Origin of the sequence: Magnetospirillum sp. 15-1 (assembly GCF_900184795.1) — a bacterium.
Classification (GTDB): Bacteria; Pseudomonadota; Alphaproteobacteria; order Rhodospirillales; family Magnetospirillaceae; genus Phaeospirillum.
Genome location: NZ_FXXN01000025.1, coordinates 250,189 through 266,778, shown reverse-complemented (window position 1 = coordinate 266,778; position 16,590 = coordinate 250,189). Strand labels below are relative to the sequence as shown.

At 65.9% G+C, this 16,590-nt stretch carries 18 protein-coding genes; 9 read left to right on the top strand and 9 right to left on the bottom strand.

Annotated features, from left to right (window positions below; translation table 11 throughout):
- Nucleotides 1-12 precede the first annotated feature (12 nt).
- Complete coding sequence (secB, locus tag CP958_RS14190; RefSeq protein WP_096702578.1) at nt 13-480, top strand: protein-export chaperone SecB; 468 nt, start codon at nt 13-15, stop codon at nt 478-480.
- A 1-nt stretch (nt 481) separates the two neighbouring features.
- Here the strand turns inward: secB and dnaQ are convergent, their stop codons facing one another.
- From dnaQ to CP958_RS14165, 5 genes are read right to left on the bottom strand one after another with little or no spacing between them, the layout of a single operon-like run.
- Entirely contained in the window at nt 482-1,174 is a 693-nt protein-coding gene (gene dnaQ, locus CP958_RS14185; RefSeq protein WP_096702576.1) for a DNA polymerase III subunit epsilon, read from the bottom strand.
- Nucleotides 1,174-1,905 carry a dephospho-CoA kinase gene (coaE, locus tag CP958_RS14180; RefSeq protein WP_242442898.1) on the bottom strand — a complete coding sequence of 244 codons (732 nt, stop codon included), beginning with the start codon at nt 1,903-1,905 and terminating at the stop codon, nt 1,174-1,176. The genes dnaQ and coaE overlap by 1 nt, the downstream gene beginning before the upstream one ends.
- Nucleotides 1,902-2,741, bottom strand: coding sequence for a shikimate dehydrogenase (locus CP958_RS14175; protein WP_096702574.1), 840 nt, complete (start codon nt 2,739-2,741; stop codon nt 1,902-1,904). The genes coaE and CP958_RS14175 overlap by 4 nt, the downstream gene beginning before the upstream one ends.
- A complete protein-coding gene (locus CP958_RS14170; protein WP_096702572.1) occupies nt 2,738-3,328 on the bottom strand; it encodes a Maf family protein in 591 nt (196 codons plus the stop codon). Before CP958_RS14170 ends, CP958_RS14175 begins: the two co-directional genes overlap by 4 nt.
- On the bottom strand, nt 3,325-4,167 hold the full coding sequence (locus CP958_RS14165) for a pyruvate, water dikinase regulatory protein (RefSeq protein WP_096702570.1): 843 nt from the start codon (nt 4,165-4,167) through the stop codon (nt 3,325-3,327). The genes CP958_RS14170 and CP958_RS14165 overlap by 4 nt, the downstream gene beginning before the upstream one ends.
- A gap of 394 nt (nt 4,168-4,561) precedes the next feature.
- Here CP958_RS14165 and hemE point away from each other — a divergent pair, with 394 nt between their 5' ends.
- From hemE to rho, 4 genes are all read left to right on the top strand, one after another.
- Nucleotides 4,562-5,602, top strand: a complete 1,041-nt coding sequence (gene hemE, locus CP958_RS14160) for a uroporphyrinogen decarboxylase (protein ID WP_096702568.1) — start codon at nt 4,562-4,564, stop codon at nt 5,600-5,602.
- A gap of 4 nt (nt 5,603-5,606) precedes the next feature.
- The gene (gene hemH / locus CP958_RS14155; protein ID WP_096702567.1) at nt 5,607-6,635 is read left to right on the top strand and encodes a ferrochelatase; all 1,029 of its coding nucleotides are present in this window, start codon (nt 5,607-5,609) and stop codon (nt 6,633-6,635) included.
- The gene (hemJ, locus tag CP958_RS14150) at nt 6,629-7,075 is read left to right on the top strand and encodes a protoporphyrinogen oxidase HemJ (protein ID WP_096702566.1); all 447 of its coding nucleotides are present in this window, start codon (nt 6,629-6,631) and stop codon (nt 7,073-7,075) included. The genes hemH and hemJ overlap by 7 nt, the downstream gene beginning before the upstream one ends.
- 204 nt (nt 7,076-7,279) lie before the next feature.
- Nucleotides 7,280-8,536 carry a transcription termination factor Rho gene (gene rho, locus CP958_RS14145; protein ID WP_011386897.1) on the top strand — a complete coding sequence of 419 codons (1,257 nt, stop codon included), beginning with the start codon at nt 7,280-7,282 and terminating at the stop codon, nt 8,534-8,536.
- A gap of 80 nt (nt 8,537-8,616) precedes the next feature.
- Here rho and CP958_RS14140 read toward each other — a convergent pair whose 3' ends face one another.
- The 4 genes from CP958_RS14140 to CP958_RS14125 form a co-directional block, all read right to left on the bottom strand.
- On the bottom strand, nt 8,617-8,994 hold the full coding sequence (locus CP958_RS14140; RefSeq protein WP_096703046.1) for a hypothetical protein: 378 nt from the start codon (nt 8,992-8,994) through the stop codon (nt 8,617-8,619).
- A 60-nt stretch (nt 8,995-9,054) separates the two neighbouring features.
- On the bottom strand, nt 9,055-10,032 hold the full coding sequence (locus CP958_RS14135) for a quinone oxidoreductase (RefSeq protein WP_096702565.1): 978 nt from the start codon (nt 10,030-10,032) through the stop codon (nt 9,055-9,057).
- 124 nt (nt 10,033-10,156) lie between these two features.
- The gene (locus CP958_RS14130; protein ID WP_096703044.1) at nt 10,157-10,609 is read right to left on the bottom strand and encodes a methylated-DNA--[protein]-cysteine S-methyltransferase; all 453 of its coding nucleotides are present in this window, start codon (nt 10,607-10,609) and stop codon (nt 10,157-10,159) included.
- 8 nt (nt 10,610-10,617) lie between these two features.
- Nucleotides 10,618-12,633, bottom strand: coding sequence for a thioredoxin domain-containing protein (locus CP958_RS14125; RefSeq protein WP_096702564.1), 2,016 nt, complete (start codon nt 12,631-12,633; stop codon nt 10,618-10,620).
- Nucleotides 12,634-12,734: 101 nt separating this feature from the next.
- On the opposite strand from CP958_RS14125, the gene CP958_RS14120 reads away from it, so the two are divergent.
- The 4 genes from CP958_RS14120 to mnmG are packed head-to-tail and all read left to right on the top strand — an operon-like array spanning nt 12,735 to nt 16,559.
- A complete protein-coding gene (locus CP958_RS14120; protein ID WP_096703042.1) occupies nt 12,735-12,992 on the top strand; it encodes a DUF6489 family protein in 258 nt (85 codons plus the stop codon).
- Nucleotides 12,989-13,330, top strand: coding sequence for a (2Fe-2S) ferredoxin domain-containing protein (locus tag CP958_RS14115; RefSeq protein WP_096702563.1), 342 nt, complete (start codon nt 12,989-12,991; stop codon nt 13,328-13,330). Before CP958_RS14120 ends, CP958_RS14115 begins: the two co-directional genes overlap by 4 nt.
- Nucleotides 13,331-13,340: 10 nt before the next feature.
- The gene (gene mnmE / locus CP958_RS14110; protein WP_096702562.1) at nt 13,341-14,666 is read left to right on the top strand and encodes a tRNA uridine-5-carboxymethylaminomethyl(34) synthesis GTPase MnmE; all 1,326 of its coding nucleotides are present in this window, start codon (nt 13,341-13,343) and stop codon (nt 14,664-14,666) included.
- Between the two features lie 60 nt (nt 14,667-14,726).
- On the top strand, nt 14,727-16,559 hold the full coding sequence (gene mnmG, locus CP958_RS14105; protein WP_096702561.1) for a tRNA uridine-5-carboxymethylaminomethyl(34) synthesis enzyme MnmG: 1,833 nt from the start codon (nt 14,727-14,729) through the stop codon (nt 16,557-16,559).
- The last annotated feature ends 31 nt before the right edge of the window (nt 16,560-16,590 follow it).

Below are 16,590 nucleotides of genomic sequence, written 5' to 3'. Positions count from 1 at the left end.
TCGGAGAGTGCCATGACCGATGCCCAGACGCCGTCCGAGGATCTGCCCCAGCTGCAGGTCAACATGCAGTACATCAAGGACCTGTCCTTCGAGATCCCCGGCGCGCCCCAGACCTTCATCGAGATGCAGGGCAAGAATCCCGAGATTCCGATCCACGTGGACGTCAACGTCGCCAATGTGGGCGGCAACGCCTATGAAGTGGTGCTGCACCTGAAGATCGAGGCCCTGCTGGAAGGCAAGGCGCTGTTCATCCTGGAACTGGCCTATGCCGGCGTGTTCACCCTGAACCTGCCGGAAGAGCAGATTCACCCGGTGCTGCTGATCGAATGCCCGCGCCTGCTGTTCCCCTTCGCCCGCAACATCGTGGCCGACATGACCCGCGACGGCGGCCTGCCGCCGCTGCTGCTCCAGCCCCTGGACTTCGTGCAGCTCTACCGCGCCCGCGCCGAAGAGATGAACGCCCAGCAGGGTCAGGCCTAGTTTATTCCCGCAGCCACACGGCGTTCTTGAGCTTGCCCACGAACGCCGTGTGCGCCGCGCTTTCCTCTTCGGTCGGAGCATGGGGCCGGGGGGCGCGGAACTCGCGCTTGACCTCGATGGTCGAGGCGGTGGCGCCGCCACCACCGCCGTTGCCCTTGCCGCCACCCAGCTCGAGGCCCGGCTGGCGTCCGCCGATCAGCTGCAGATAGACCTCGGCCAGCAATTCCGAATCCAGCAACGCTCCGTGCTTGGTGCGGTGGGTGTTGTCGATCTCGAAGCGGCGGCACAGCGCGTCCAGATTGGCCTGGGCACCGGGAAAGCGCTTGCGCGCCATCATCACCGTGTCGATGGAGCGGCTCATGGGCAAGGGGGGAAAGCCCAGCCGCGCCAGTTCGGCGTTGATGAAACGCATGTCGAACTCGGCGTTGTGGATGACCAGCGGCGCGTCGCCGATGAACTCCAGGAAATCGGCGACGACCTCGGCGAACAGCGGCTTGTCCGACAGGAAGTCGGCCGACAGGCCGTGCACCTTGAACGCCTCTTCCGGCATGTCGCGCTCGGGATTGCAGTAGCGATGGAACACCGAGCCGGTGGGCAGGTGGTTGAACAGCTCGACACAGCCGATTTCCACCAGCCGGTGGCCGCTCAACGGATCGAAGCCGGTGGTTTCCGTATCGAGCACGATCTCGCGCATCAGACCTTCTCTCCTCTAGAGTTCTTCGCACTTAAGCTGAATCGGAACGTCGAAGAACTCTTAAGCCCGAGCGGCGCTTGAGCCCTGAAAAAGCGGAGCTTTTTCGTACAGACAGAATCCTGGAGTGCATCAGCTTGAAGCTGATGCACTCTAAGGGCGGCGACCAGCCGCTTCAACCGCTTCAGCGCCGGACCCTTGCCCAAGCCGGTGGGAATGACCACGTCGGCCTTCCGGCGCTTTTGCCCATCGGGCATCTGCTTGGCGAGCACCGCATCCAGACGCTGCCGCGTCATGCCCGGCCGGGCCAGCACCCTTGCCGCCTGCAGGAAGGCGGGGGCGCTGACCACCGCCACCACGTCGCAGCGATCCTCGCCATGGGTTTCGAACAGCAGCGGAATGTCGAGCACCACCAGGGGCGTATGATAGCGGCGATGGCGGGCGAGAAAATCACGCTCGGCGGCCCGGACCAGGGGATGGACGATGGCTTCCAGCGTCTTCAGGGCCGCCCCGTCGCCGAATACCCGGGCGCCCAGCGCCGTCCGGTCCACGGTCCCATCCTTGACCACGCCGGGAAAGGCGGCATCCACCGCATCCACCGCCTTGCCGCCCCGGGCGAACAGGGCATGCACGGTGGCATCGGCATCGTGCACCGGCACGCGAAGACGGCGAAGCATGGCGGCGGCCGTGCTCTTGCCCATGCCGATGGAGCCGGTAAGACCCAAAATCCTCATGACGACAGCACGAAGCTCCGTAATTCGCCGGTGACCACCGGGCGTTGCCCGAACCATGCCTCGAAGCCGGGCACCGCCTGATGCAGCAGCATGCCGAGTCCGTCCACCACCTTGTTGCCCCGCGCCCTGGCGCGCGCCAGCAGATCGGTCTCCAGCGGCACATAGACGATATCGTTGACCAGCGCGGCTTTCGGCAAGACCGACAGGTCCAGATCCAAATTCGACTGACCGGTCATCCCAAGCGTGGTGGTGTTGACCAGCAGGGCGCAGCCTTCCAGCATGTCCGCCCGGTCGGTCCACTCCACCACGGTGACCGGACCGCCCAAATCGGCGGCCAGCACCTCGGCCCGCTCGCGCGAGCGGTTGGCGAGGCGAATCTCCGGCACCCCGGCATCGGCCAGCGCCGCCACCACGGCACGTGCCGCGCCGCCGGCGCCGATCACCGCCGCCGGGCCGGATCGGGGCATCCATTGCGGACAACCCTGGCGCAAGTTCTCGAGGAAGCCATAGGCGTCGGTGTTGCGTCCTTCCAGGGAACCGTCGTCGCGCACCACCAGGGTATTGACCGCGCCGATGCGCCCGGCCAGGGGATCGAGATGATCCACCAGCCTCATCACCGCTTCCTTGTGGGGCACGGTGACGTTGGCGCCCCGAAAGCCCATGCGGGGCAGGGCGCGGATCACGGAATCCAGATGCTCGGGCGCCACCGCCAGCGGCAGATAGGCGCCGTCGATACCCAGACGTTCCAGCCAGAAGCCGTGCAGACGGGGCGAGCGGGAATGGGATACCGGCCAGCCGAGCACCCCGGCCAGCCGGGCCTTGCCCGATACGATCATGGAATCAGCTCTCCGTTCTCGCGCAGGAAATCCATCAGGGCCAGCAGCGGCAGGCCGAGGATGGTGAAGAAATCACCCTCCACCTGGAGGAACAGCTGGGCGCCCAGCCCTTCCAACTGATAGGCGCCCACCGAGGACAGGACCGCGGCGCCCGCCTGCTCCAGATAGCGATCGAGAAAGCCTTCCGAGAAATTGCGCATGGTCAGTTTGGCGGATTCGGTGTGGTGCCACACCCGCCTTCCGTCCCTGACCGCCACCACCGAGGAGGTCAGGCGGTGGGTCTTGTGACGCAGCGCCAGCAACTGGGCGCGCGCCGCGTCCCGGTCGGCGGGCTTGTCGAACCATGCGCCGTCGCAATCGAGCATCTGGTCGGCGCCGATCACCAGGGCGCCGGGACGGCGGGTGGAGACCCGCACCGCCTTCAACTCGGCCAGCACCTCGGCGACACGGGCGGGATTGCGGGTCTCGGCGGCCAGGGAATCCTTGACCGCCTGCTCGTCCACCGCCGCCACCTCGACGGTGAAGGCGATGCCGGCCTCTTCCAGCATGCGGGCCCGCGTGTGGCTTCCCGAGGCGAGAATGATCATGACGGGGCGTTCTCCACCTTGACGCCGCGCTTGGCCAGATGGCGTTCGTAAAGCTGAATGATGGCCGCCGAGGCCTCCTCGATGGAACGCCGCGTCACGTCGACCACCGGCCAGCCGAGGCGCGAGAACAGGCGGCGCGCCTGCTGGACCTCCTCCTTGACCTTCTCGAACTGGGCATAATCGGCTTCCTCTTCCTGGTTCAGCAGGCGCAGCCGGGCGCGGCGGATATCGGAGAGGCTTTTGGGGTCCTTGGTCAGGCCGACCACCAGGGGTTTCTTGGTCCGCTCCAGCTCGGGCGGCAGCGGCACACCGGGCACCAGGGGATAATTGGCGCATTTGAGGCCGCGATTGGCCAGGTACATGCAGGTGGGGGTCTTGGACGAGCGCGATACGCCCACCAGTACCACATCGGCCTGATCCACCAACTCGATCAACTGGCCGTCGTCGTGGGACAGGGTGAACTGCATGGCGTCGATGCGGCGGAAATACTCGGCATCCAACTGGTACTGGCGGCCGGGCAGGGCGGTGACCTCCAGGTCGAGAAAGGCCGACAGTCCGGCCATCACCGGATCGAGCAGCGAGATGCAGGGGATACCCCGATGGCGGCAGGCTTCCTCCAGCAGGCCGCGCACCGCGCCGTCCACCAGAGTGAAGAACACCAGTCCGGGATTGTCCTCGATGCCGGCGATGACCCGTTCCACCTGACCCTGGGTGCGGACCAGCCACCAATTGTGCTGGATGGGCTGCACGCCTTCGAACTGGACCAGACAGGCGCGCGCCACCGAGGTGACGGTCTCGCCGGTGGCGTCGGAAACGAGGTGAAGGTGAAAGCTCCGCATGGCTGTGGATAACCCGCAAGTCCGTGGATAAAGGGGGGTCCCGGCGGGAGACGGGAAAATCGCTCCCCGCTGACCCCGATTCCATGGAGATACATCCCCCCATGTCCAAAACCGTTCCGCTGTCTTCGACAATAGCGTGAATCGTCGCCGGCCACACCCGATTTCCCCGTTTTCCCCCGCGGATGAAGGCGTGAGAAAACAACGGTCTGGCCCGGTTGCACCGCACTCATCCACAGACCCGTCGGCATGGGGCGCAAATCCGGAAAAGCCTGTGGATGGCTTGGGTAAAGAGTCCAATCCCCGTTATCCACAGGCACCCACTAACCACAGCAACCTTTTCTCTAAACCTTAAAGTCTGTAAGAGAGAGCCATCCCCAGCCTGCGAGGCCCATTCGTGTCCAGCTCGTCCAAGCCCTTCCTCCGCGCCCTTGCCGGTGAGACCCTCACCCCGCCGCCCTTCTGGCTGATGCGTCAAGCCGGACGCTATCTGCCGGAATACCGCGCCACCCGCGCCGAGGCCGGAAGCTTCCTCGACCTTTGCTACAACTCCGATCTGGCCTGCGAAGTCACCCTGCAGCCCCTCAGGCGCTACGGCTTCGACGCGGCCATCCTGTTCTCCGACATTCTGGTGGTTCCCGACGCGTTGCGGCAGCATGTCGCGTTCAAGGAAGGCGAAGGTCCGGTGTTGACGCCGATTCGCTCGGCAGAGGATCTGAGCGCTCTCGACATCTCGGGCCTGCACGATCATCTCGCCCCGGTCTACGCCACGGTGAAGAAGCTGTCGGCCGCCATCCCCAAGACCACCGCCCTGATCGGCTTCGCCGGCGCGCCGTGGACGGTGGCCACCTACATGATCGAGGGCAGCGGCTCCAAGGATTTCGCCAAGGCCAAGGGCATGATGTTCGGCCAGCCGGAACTGTTCGCCCGCCTGATGGCGCTGTTGGTCCAGGCCACCGGCGACTACCTGATCCGCCAGATCGACAACGGCGCCGAGGCCATCCAGATTTTCGACACCTGGGCCGGGGCGCTGCCCGAGGATATGTTCGAGCGCTGGGTGATCGGCCCGACCCGTACCCTGGTGGAGCGTATCCACACCGAGCGGCCGGGCGTGCCGGTGATCGGCTTTCCGCGTCAGGCCGGTTACCTCTACAAGCGCTACGTCACCGAGACCAAGGTCAATGGCGTTTCCCTCGACCCCTCGGTGCCGCTGGATTGGGCGGCGGCCGAATTGCAGACCAGATGCACGGTACAGGGCAATCTCGATCCGCTGTTGCTGGTGGCGGGCGGCGAGGCGCTGGATTCCGGCATCGACCGGGTGCTGAAGGCGCTGTCCAAGGGACCGTTCATCTTCAACCTGGGTCACGGCATCACCCCGCCCACTCCGCCGGACAACGTGGCGCGGCTAGCCGAACGGGTGAAGGGCTGGAAGGGCTGAGGCCATGAGCACCGCCGGGGGCAGGAAGACGGCCGTCGTGCTGTTCAATCTGGGCGGTCCGGATTCTCTGGACGCGGTAAAGCCGTTTCTGTTCAACCTGTTCAACGACCCGGCCATCATCGGGGCGCCGGCACCTGTCCGCTGGCTGCTGGCCAAGTACATCTCGGCCAAGCGGGCTCCCATCGCACGCGGCATCTACCAGATGTTGGGCGGCCGTTCGCCCCTGGTGCCGGAAACCGAGGCTCAGGGCCGCGCCCTGGAGCACGTTCTGGGACATGGTTTCCGCTGCTTCATCGCCATGCGCTACTGGCATCCCTTCACCTGCGAGGCGGTGACCGCCATCAGGGAATGGGGAGCCGACGAGGTGGTGCTGCTGCCGCTTTATCCCCAGTTCTCCACCACCACCACCGGCTCGTCGCTCAAGGAATGGCACAAGCAGGCGGCCAGACAGGGCCTGAGCGTGCCGACCCGCATGGCGTGTTGCTATCCCACCGAGCCGGGACTGGTGGAGGCCATGGCCGATCTGGCCAGGACGGGATACCAGGAAGCGGCCGGTGCCGGCCGGCCGCGTATCCTGTTCTCCGCCCATGGCCTGCCCAAATCGGTGATCGACAAGGGTGATCCCTATCAGGCCCAGGTGGAGCTGACCGCGGCGGCCGTGGCGCGGGCCACCGGCATCGGCGACCTCGACTGGGCCATCTGCTATCAGAGCCGGGTGGGTCCCATGGAATGGATCGGTCCCAGCACCGAAGCCGAACTGGAACGCGCCGGCAAAGACGGGGTGCCGGTGGTGATCGTCCCGGTGGCCTTCGTCTCCGAGCATTCGGAAACCCTGGTGGAACTGGATATCGAATACCGGCACAAGGCGGATGGACTGGGCATTCCCGCCTATGTGCGGGTACCGGCCCTGGGTTGCCATCCCGCCTTCATCCGTGGGCTGGCCGATGTTATCCACCGGCCGCAGGCCTTTAGCGGCCAGGCCTGCAAACTTCTGGGCCGGAACTGTGAACTTGGGAGCCGCGCCTCATGCTGAGCGGATCGGCCTATCTGTGGGTCAAGGCGGTGCATGTCATCGCCATCATCTCGTGGATGGCGGGATTGCTCTATCTGCCCCGGCTGTTCGTCTATCACACCACGGTCAAGCCGCGTTCCGAGACCTCGGAAACCTTCAAGATCATGGAACGCCGTCTGATCAAGGCGATCATGACGCCGGCCATGGTGCTGGCCTGGACCCTGGGTCTGGTCATGGCGGTGGACGGCGGCCTGTTCTCCCAAGGCTGGTTCCACGTCAAGCTGGCCTGTGTGGTGGGCATGACCGTCGCCCATTTCTTTTTGGCCCGCTGCAAGGACGACTTCGCCGAGGACCGCAATGCGCGGTCGGAGAAGTTCTATCGGGTCATCAACGAGGTCCCCACCCTGCTGATGATCGTCATCGTCATCGTGGTAATCGTCAAACCGGCTTTCGGTGGCTGAATTCCGATTTGACAGCGCCGCCGGCTTTGGCTAATGCTCTAGCGAATATTCCAGGGCGGCCAACACGCCCGTTTCCCACCATCCCCCTTCCGCGCCGGATCATTCGCATCCGTTCCTGATCGGCAGCCGGTCCGCTTAAGAGTCGGACCCGTCCCACCTTAGGCCGATCGTCAGCGCGGGATATCCATCCAACGGATTTCTCCCATGCATTTGCAGGACCTGAAGAAGAAGACCCCGGCCGAACTCCTGGCCTTTGCCGAAGAGCTGGAAGTGGAAAACGCCAGCACGTTGCGCAAGCAGGACATGATGTTCGCCATCCTCAAGCAGTTGGCCGACAACGACACGCCCATCTACGGCGACGGTGTCCTGGAAATCCTGCAGGATGGCTTCGGGTTCCTGCGCAGCCCTGAAGCCAACTATCTTCCCGGTCCCGACGACATCTATGTCAGCCCCAGTCAGGTGCGGCGCTTCGGTCTTCGCACCGGCGACACGGTGGACGGCCAGATCCGGGCTCCCAAGGACGGCGAACGCTATTTCGCCCTCTTGAAGGTCAACAACATCAATTTCGAGGACCCGGAAAAGGTCCGCCACCGCATCAACTTCGACAATCTCACTCCGCTCTATCCCGACGAGAAGCTGAAGCTGGAGATCGAGGACCCCACCCGCAAGGATCTCACCACCCGCGTGATCGATCTGGTGGCTCCCATCGGCAAGGGCCAGCGCGCCCTGATCGTCGCCCCGCCGCGCACCGGCAAGACGGTGATGCTGCAGAACATGGCCCACGCCATTTCCCTCAATCACCCCGAAGTCTATCTGATCGTGCTGCTGATCGACGAGCGGCCGGAAGAAGTGACCGACATGGCCCGTTCGGTGAAGGGCGAAGTCATCAGCTCCACCTTCGACGAGCCGGCGTCGCGCCACGTCCAGGTCACCGAGATGGTGCTGGAAAAGGCCAAGCGTCTGGTCGAGCACAAGCGTGACGTGGTCATCTTGCTGGATTCCATCACCCGTCTGGCCCGCGCCTACAACACCGTGGTGCCCAGTTCGGGCAAGGTGCTGACCGGCGGCGTGGACGCCAACGCCCTGCAGCGCCCCAAGCGCTTCTTCGGCGCCGCCCGCAACATCGAGGAAGGCGGCTCGCTGTCCATCATCGCCACCGCCCTGATCGATACCGGTTCGCGCATGGACGAGGTGATCTTCGAGGAATTCAAGGGCACCGGTAACTCGGAAATCATCCTGGACCGCAAGCTCAGCGACAAGCGCACCTTCCCGGCCATCGACATCACCAAGTCGGGCACCCGCAAGGAAGAATTGCTGGTCGACAAGGGCATCCTGTCCAAGATGTGGGTGCTGCGCCGCATCCTGATGCCCATGGGCGTGGTCGACGCCATGGAGTTCCTGGTGGACAAGCTCAAGCACTCGAAGAACAACGGCGATTTCTTCGAAGCGATGAATTCCTAGGAATAACTCGAAAATCGTCACCCCCGGACTTGATCCGGGGGTCCATGGATGGCCGGGTCAAGCCCGGCCATTTTCATTCCTCAGTGATGGCTGGACGTCCGGCGCCGGTGATGGCGGCGATGGCTTTGGCTCAGCAGGTCATCCGAGGGACTGTCGTCCTCGGAACGGCGGCGCCACAGATGGATGCCGCCGGCCAGCAGCATGGGCGGCACCACCACGATGGCGATGCGGCCCAGCATGTTGAAGAACGAATTGCGGTCGGTATCGATGACGATGGCGTTCTTGCACTCATAGCGCTGCTTGAAGGTGCCCGAGCAATCGCGCAGCCGTTCCTGTACGGCCGCCGAGGAATGATTTTCCACGGTGCCCTCGGGAAGGTTGGCGAACTGATCCCATCCCGCCCAAGCCATCCAGACCAGACTGACCACCGCCACCATGCTATTGCCGATCTTCGACACGCGGCCCTCCACATCGGGTAAGACCCGAACCCGGAGTCTACTATCCTTTCGGAAGGCCCCTTACGGCAAGAGGAGAGTGGAGCCGGTGGTCTTGCGGTCCTCCAGATCGCGGTGGGCCTGGGGAGCGTCCATCAGGGCATAGGTCTGGTTGACCTCCACCTTGACCACACCCTTTTGCACCACCTCGAACAGTTCATTGGCCGAGGCCACCAGATCGGCCCGTTTGGCGGTATAGGCCATCAGGCTCGGCCGGGTCAGGAACAGCGACCCCTTGGCGGCCAGCAGGCCGGTATCCAGCGGCTCGACCTTGCCCGAGCTTTGGCCGAACGACACCATCATGCCCAGTGGACGCAGGCAGTCCAGGGACTTGAGGAAGGTATCCTTGCCCACGGAATCGTAGACCACCGGCACGCCTTCGCCGTTGGTGATCTCGCGCACCCTGGCGACGAAATCCTCGGACTTGTAGAGGATGGGATGGTCGCAGCCATGGGCCTTGGCCAATTCCGCCTTTTCTTCCGACCCCACCGTGCCGATCACCGTGGCGCCCAGGTGTCTGGCCCATTGGCAGACCAGCAGACCCACTCCGCCGGCGGCGGCGTGGACTAAGATGGTGTCGCCCTTCTGGACACGGTAGGTCCGGCGCAGCAGGTATTGAGCGGTCATGCCCTGCAGCATCATGGCGGCGGCCTTGGGCTCGGCGATGCCGTCGGGCAGTTTGACCAGCCGGTCGGCGGGCATCAGCCGCGCCTCGGCATAGGCGCCCAGCGGCGGATTGGCGTAGGCCACCCGGTCACCCGGCCTGAACTCGGTGACGCCGTCGCCCGCCGCCTCGACCACACCGGCGCCTTCCAGGCCGGGGGTGAAGGGCAGGGGGGCGGGGTAGAGCCCGGTACGGTGATAGACGTCGATGAAGTTGAGCCCCACGGCGGAATGGCGCAGCAGCACCTGGCCGGGGCCAGGAGCACCAACTTCAACCTCTTCCCAGACCATGACCTCGGGGCCGCCGGGCTGGTGGATACGGATGGCGTGAGTCTTCACTTCACCGGCACTCCTTTGAAATATTGTCCCTCAAGCGGCGGGTGCGTGCCTCCGCACGCTTGGCCTTCCGCGCCATAAGGCGCGCGGCCCCTTGGGCCTAGCCACCCCCTTTCGGGGATGGCGATCATGGAAGGGCGACGCCTTCATGACGCAGCAGGAATTCCTTGGTCTCGATTCCGTCGATGCCGGAATAGCCGCCCATGGCGCCGTTGGCGCCCAGCACCCGGTGACAGGGAATGATCACCGGAATGGGGTTGCGGCCGCAGGCACCCCCCAAGGCCCGCGCCGCGGTGCCCAGTTCCCCGGCCAACTCGCCGTAGCTCTTGGTCTGGCCGAAGGGAATCCTGGACAGCGCCGCCCAGACCTTCTGCTGGAACGCCGTGCCGTGGGGAGCGAGCGGCAGGTCGAAGCTGGTCCGCTTGCCCTCGAAATACTCTTCCAACTGGTCGCGGGCCTTGAGCAACAGAGGCGTTTCGTCGTTCTCGGGCACGAAGCCCCAATCCACCGCGACGATGGCGCCGTCGGCCTCGAACAGGGCCAGCGGCCCGATGGGGGAGTTGAAGGCAAGCTGCGGCATGGCGGTGGTCACTTTTCGCTGAGCAGGGCGGCAAAACGGTCGGGATCGGTGACCGGCGCCCGGCAGGTGGAGCCCCGACAAATATAGGCCGCCGCCCGACCGTCCACCAGTGACTTGCCGTGGGCCGGGTGCCCCTGGGGCAAGGCTGTCCCGTCCTCGACCCGCAGCAACGAGGCAGGCGGCAGAGGGGTGGCGGCGAAGGCGCGCAGCAGGGCCAGACCGTTGCCGTCGTCCAACGGCCCGACGATCACCACCTGCAGCGGCTCGGCCAGCAGGGTGAAGGCCTCCAGCAGCGAGGTCATGTGGGGAATCTGCTCGGGAATCGCGGCGGCGAAGGCATCGATCACCGCTTCCGCCCGGTCGCGCCACTTGTCCTCGCCGGTGGCCAGCCACAGCCGGGCCAGGGCCTCGGCCATGGTGCCGTTGCCCGACGGTACCGCCGAATCGAAGCTTGGCTTGGTGCGGATCACCACGTCGGTGGCGTCGTCGGCCGAGTGGAAATAGCCGCCGCCCGCCTGATCCCAATGATGGGCATGGGCCTGGTCCGCCCAGGCGACGGCGCGTTGCAGGTATTCCGGTCCGGTGGTGGTCTCGTGGAGCGCCAGCGCCGCCAGGATCGCCCAGGCGTAATCATCCAGCACGGCGGCGGTGTCGGCGCGGCCCCGGCAGAGGGAATGGGCGGGCCGCCCGTCGGGTCGGATCATGCGGGTGGTGATGATCTCGAAGGCGTGTTCGGCGGCGGCCAGCCAGTCGGGCCGGTCGAAGGCCAGCGCCGCCTCGGCCAGGGCGGCGATCATCATGGCGTTCCAGTCGGCCAGGACCTTGCCGTCGCGCCCCGGCCACACCCGCTTGTCCCGCTGGGCCAGCAGCACCGCCTTGGCCTCGGCCAGACCGCCGTCATCGCCACCGCCTTTCGGGTGGTTGCGGTGAAGGATGGTGCGTCCCTCCCAGTTGCCGTGGGCCCGCACGTCGTAGAGGTGTCCGAACGTGGTGGCGGTCTCGATATCCAGCAGGGCCGAGATTTCCTCGGCGGTCCAGGTGTAGAACAGCCCTTCCTCGCCGTCGCTGTCGGCATCCAGCGCCGCGGCGAAGGCGCCGCCCTCGGCCGTCATGTCGCGCAGCAGCCAACCCACCGTCTCGAAGATACGGGTGCGGTAGAGGGACGAGCCGGTATGCTTCCACGCCTTGGTCAGCAGCGACAGCAGTTGGGCGTTGTCGTAGAGCATCTTCTCGAAATGGGGCACCAGCCAGTACTCGTCGGTGGAGTAGCGCATGAAGCCGCCGCCCAGGTGATCGTAGATGCCGCCCTGGCAGATGTGGTCGAGCGTCACCGTCACCGCGTCCCGCAGGCTGGAATTGCCGGTCCGCAAATACGAATGCCACAGGAAGCGGAACAGGCCGGGCTGGGGAAACTTAGGGGCGCCCGCCGTGCCACCGTCCTCGAAATCGATCAGGCGCAGGCACTGGGTGGCGCCCATCTCGACCACTTCCATGTCCAGTTCCATGGGTCCGGGCGAGCGGGCCATCTGTTCCAGCGCACCCCGGATACGGCCCACATTGTGGCGCACCTTGTCGGGGTCCTTGTGGAAGGTATGGGAAATGCCCTCCAGCACGTCGGGAAAGGCGGCGCGGCCGTAGCGGGACGTGGCGGGGAAGTAGGTGCCACCCCAGAACGGCTCGGCCTCGGGGGTCAGGAACATGGTCAGCGGCCAGCCGCCATGCTGGCCCATCAGGGCCAGGGCGTTCTGGTACAGCGCATCCAGGTCGGGGCGTTCCTCGCGATCCACCTTGATGTTGACGAACAGGTCGTTCATCAGCCCGGCTATCCCTGAATCCTCGAAGCTTTCATGGGCCATGACATGGCACCAGTGGCAGGCGGAATAGCCCACCGACAGCAGGATCGGCTTGTTGGACCGTCTGGCCTCGGCCAGGGCGTCCGGCCCCCAGGCCCACCAGTGAACCGGGTTATGGGCATGTTGCAGCAGATAGGGGCTGGTCTCGGCGGCCAGTCGATTATGGGACATTCCTTGATCCTTAAAGGCGGGGCCTAAAGGCCAGACATTGCGTCGCGGGGGGCTAATGCTTAGTTTGGGTGGAGGTGGGCCGAGCGCAAGACGAGGACGACATGAAGATTACCGTGGACGTGGACTGTACTCCGGAGGAGGCACGGACCTTTCTTGGCCTGCCCGACGTCAAGCCCATGCAGGAAGCCCTGCTGAAGCAGATCCAGGATCAGATGGCCGCCAACCTGCACGCCATGGAGCCGGAAACCATGCTGAAGGTCTGGCTGCCGGCCGGTGTCCAGGGCATGGAGCAATTGCAGAAGATGTTCTGGTCCCAGTTCGCCTCCGGCGGCTCGCGCCCCAAGGAGAGCAAGCCGTGAGCCGTCTGCCCGATGATCCGCCGGATTATTTCCGGGTTCACGTCTTCATCTGCACCAACCGCCGTCCCGACGACAACAAGCGCGGCTCGTGCGCCCAGAAGGGGTCCGAGGCGCTGCGCGAGCACATGAAGGAGGCGCAGAAGAAGCTTGGCCTCAAGGATGTGCGCATCAACTCCGCCGGCTGCCTCGACCGCTGCGGCCAGGGGCCGGTGATGGTGATCTATCCCGAAGGCATCTGGTATTCCTTCCATACCATCGCCGACATCGACGAGATTCTCGATACCCATGTCGTCAAGGGCGGCCGGGTCGAGCGTCTGATGCTCGCTCCCAATTCCTGATACCGCTTCCATGTCCGACACCATCTATGCCCTTGCCAGCGCCGCCGGTCGGGCCGGCGTGGCGGTATGGCGGCTGTCGGGCGAGGAGAGCGGGGCGGCGCTTTTCTCTCTGACCGGCAGGCCTGTGCCCGAGCCGCGCAAGGCCATGCGGGTCCGCCTGCAGGGCGCCGGCGGCGAGGTCTTGGATGACGGGCTGGTCCTGTGGTTTCCCGCGCCCCATTCCTTCACCGGCGAGGATGTGGCCGAGCTGCACCTGCATGGCGGCCGGGCGGTGGCCGCCGCCCTGACCACGCGGTTGGGGGAGTTGGGCCTGCGGCCCGCCGAACCGGGGGAATTCTCGCGCCGGGCCTTCCTTAACGGCAAGCTCGACCTGACCCGCGCCGAAGCCATCGCCGATCTGGTGGATGCCGAGACGGCCGCCCAGCGGCGTCAGGCGCTGCGGCAGTTGGATGGCGGACTGGCCGGTCTGGTGGAGGGCTGGCGCGCCGCCCTGATCCGCGCCATGGCCCATCTGGAAGCGGTGATCGACTTCGCCGACGAGGATATTCCCGATACCCTGCTCGAGCTTTCGGTGGAGGAGGTGCGGGCGCTGCGGCTCGAGATGGCGGGCCATCTGGACGAGCGGCGCAGCGGCGAGCGGCTGCGGGACGGCATCCATATCGCCATCCTGGGCGCCCCCAATGCCGGCAAGTCCAGTCTGCTCAACCGGCTGGCGGGTCGCGAAGCGGCCATCGTCTCCTCCCAGGCCGGCACCACCCGCGACGTCATCGAGGTGCATCTCGACCTGGGCGGCTGGCCGGTGACCGTCGCCGATACCGCCGGTCTGCGGGACTCGGAGTGCGAGATCGAGAGCGAGGGGGTGCGCCGCGCCGAGGCCCGGGCGGCGGGGGCCGACCTTAAGCTCTGCGTCTTCGACGGGGCGCTGTATCCCGATCTGGACGCGGCTACGGCGGAAATGATAGACGACGCCACCCTGGTGGTGCTCAACAAGCGCGACCTGATGACGGAGGAGCCTCCCGCTTCCATCCGTGACCGCCCCGTTTTGTCCCTGTCGGCCAAGGCGGGCGACGGTGTTGACGCGTTGATCGCCGCCCTGGCCGGGACGGTGGAGAGCCGTTTCGCCGTGGGCGACGCCCCGGTCCTGACCCGTGAACGTCACAGGAAAGCGGTGGCCGAGGCGGTGGCGTCGCTGGGCCGGTTCGACCCGGCCATGGGTGTCGAGATGGCCGCCGAGGACCTCCGTCTCGCGGCCCGGTCATTGGGCCGGATCACCGGACGGGTCGATGTGGATGAGATTTTGGATGTCATCTTCCATGAGTTCTGCATCGGGAAGTGAGTCCGGACAGTTAGCTATGGATGGGGTCTGTTTCACGTGAAACAAACAAGTTGTTGCGATGTGGTGGTGATTGGGGCGGGCCATGCCGGGTGCGAGGCGGCGGCGGCGGCGGCGCGCTTCGGCGCGCGGACCGTGCTGCTCACCCAGCGTCTCGAGACCATCGGCGAGATGTCGTGCAACCCGGCCATCGGCGGGCTGGCCAAGGGCCAGCTGGTGCGCGAGGTCGACGCGCTGGATGGGCTGATGGGCCGGGCCATCGACCGCGCCGGGATTCAGTTCCGTATCCTCAACCGCAGCAAGGGACCGGCGGTGCAGGGGCCGCGCGCCCAGGCCGACCGCAAGCTCTATCGCCTCGCCATGCGGGCCTTGCTGGACGAGACGGAGAACCTGACCCTGCTGGAGGGCTCGGCGGAGGACCTCCTGGTGGAAGAGGGCAGGGCGGTGGGTGTGGTGCTGGCCGACGGCGCGACGATCGCCTGCGGCGCGGTGGTGATCACCACCGGCACCTTTCTGCGCGGCCTGATCCATCTGGGCGAGAAGACCTGGCCTGCCGGGCGGGTGGGTGATGCTCCGTCGCTGGGCCTGTCCCTGGCGCTCGAACGGGCGGGGCTGCCCTTGGGCCGGCTCAAGACCGGCACCCCGGCTCGGCTCGACGGCCGCACCATCGACTGGGACTCCCTGGACCGTCAGGAGGGCGACGACCCGCCGGTGCCGTTCTCCACGCTCACCGAGCGCATCACCACGCCCCAGGTGGCCTGCGGCATCACCGCCACCACGCCCGAAACCCACGCCGTCATCCGCGCCAATCTGGCCCGCGCCCCCATGTATTCGGGGCAGATCCAGAGCACCGGGCCGCGCTATTGCCCCAGCATCGAGGACAAGGTGGTGCGCTTCGCCGACCGCGAGCGGCATCAGATCTTCCTCGAGCCCGAGGGTCTGGACGACCATACCGTCTACCCCAACGGCATTTCCACCTCGTTGCCCGAGGATGTGCAGGCGGCCATGATCGCCACCATCCCCGGCCTGGAGAAATGCCGGGTGATCCGTCCCGGCTATGCCATCGAGTACGATTTCGTCGATCCCCGGTCGCTGCACCGGTCGCTGGAGACGAGGGGAGTGGCGGGGCTGTTCCTGGCCGGGCAGATCAACGGCACCACCGGCTACGAGGAGGCGGCGGGGCAGGGTCTGATGGCCGGGCTCAACGCGGCGCGCAAATGCGCCGGAACGGCGCCGCTGATCCTCGATCGGGCCGATGCCTATCTCGGCGTGATGATCGACGATCTGGTCAGCCTGGGGACCTCCGAACCCTATCGCATGTTCACCTCGCGGGCCGAGTACCGGCTGCTGCTGCGCGCCGACAACGCCGATCTGCGCCTGACCCCCAAGGGGCGCGAGGCGGGCTGTGTCGGGTCGGCGCGCTGGGCGTCCTTCATGGTCAAGTGCGCCGGGCTGGAGCGGGGGCGACAGGTGCTGCACACCCTCAAGGGCTCGCCCGACTGGCTCCGGCGCCACGGATTGGAGATCAATCGCGACGGGGTGGTGCGCTCGGTCTGGGACCTGCTGGCCTATCCCGATCTGAACCTGGCGCGTCTCGCCGCCGTATGGCCCGAACTGGCCGATCTGTCCGGGGCGGTGGCCGAGCAGTTGGAGATCGAGGGCAAGTATGCCGGCTACCTCGAGCGGCAGGAGGCCGACATTCGCGCCTATCGCCGCGAGGAGGGGCTGGCCCTGCCGGCCGATCTGGATTACGACGCCATCGGCTCGCTGTCCAACGAGGTGCGGCAGAAGTTCAAGGCGGCCAGGCCCGAGACCCTGGCGGCGGCGGCCCGCATTCCCGGCATCACGCCGGCGGCGGTGACGGCCCTGTTGGGGTTCGTGAAAAGGGCCTCCTAGATTTGGTGTTTCACGTGAAACAAACTACAGC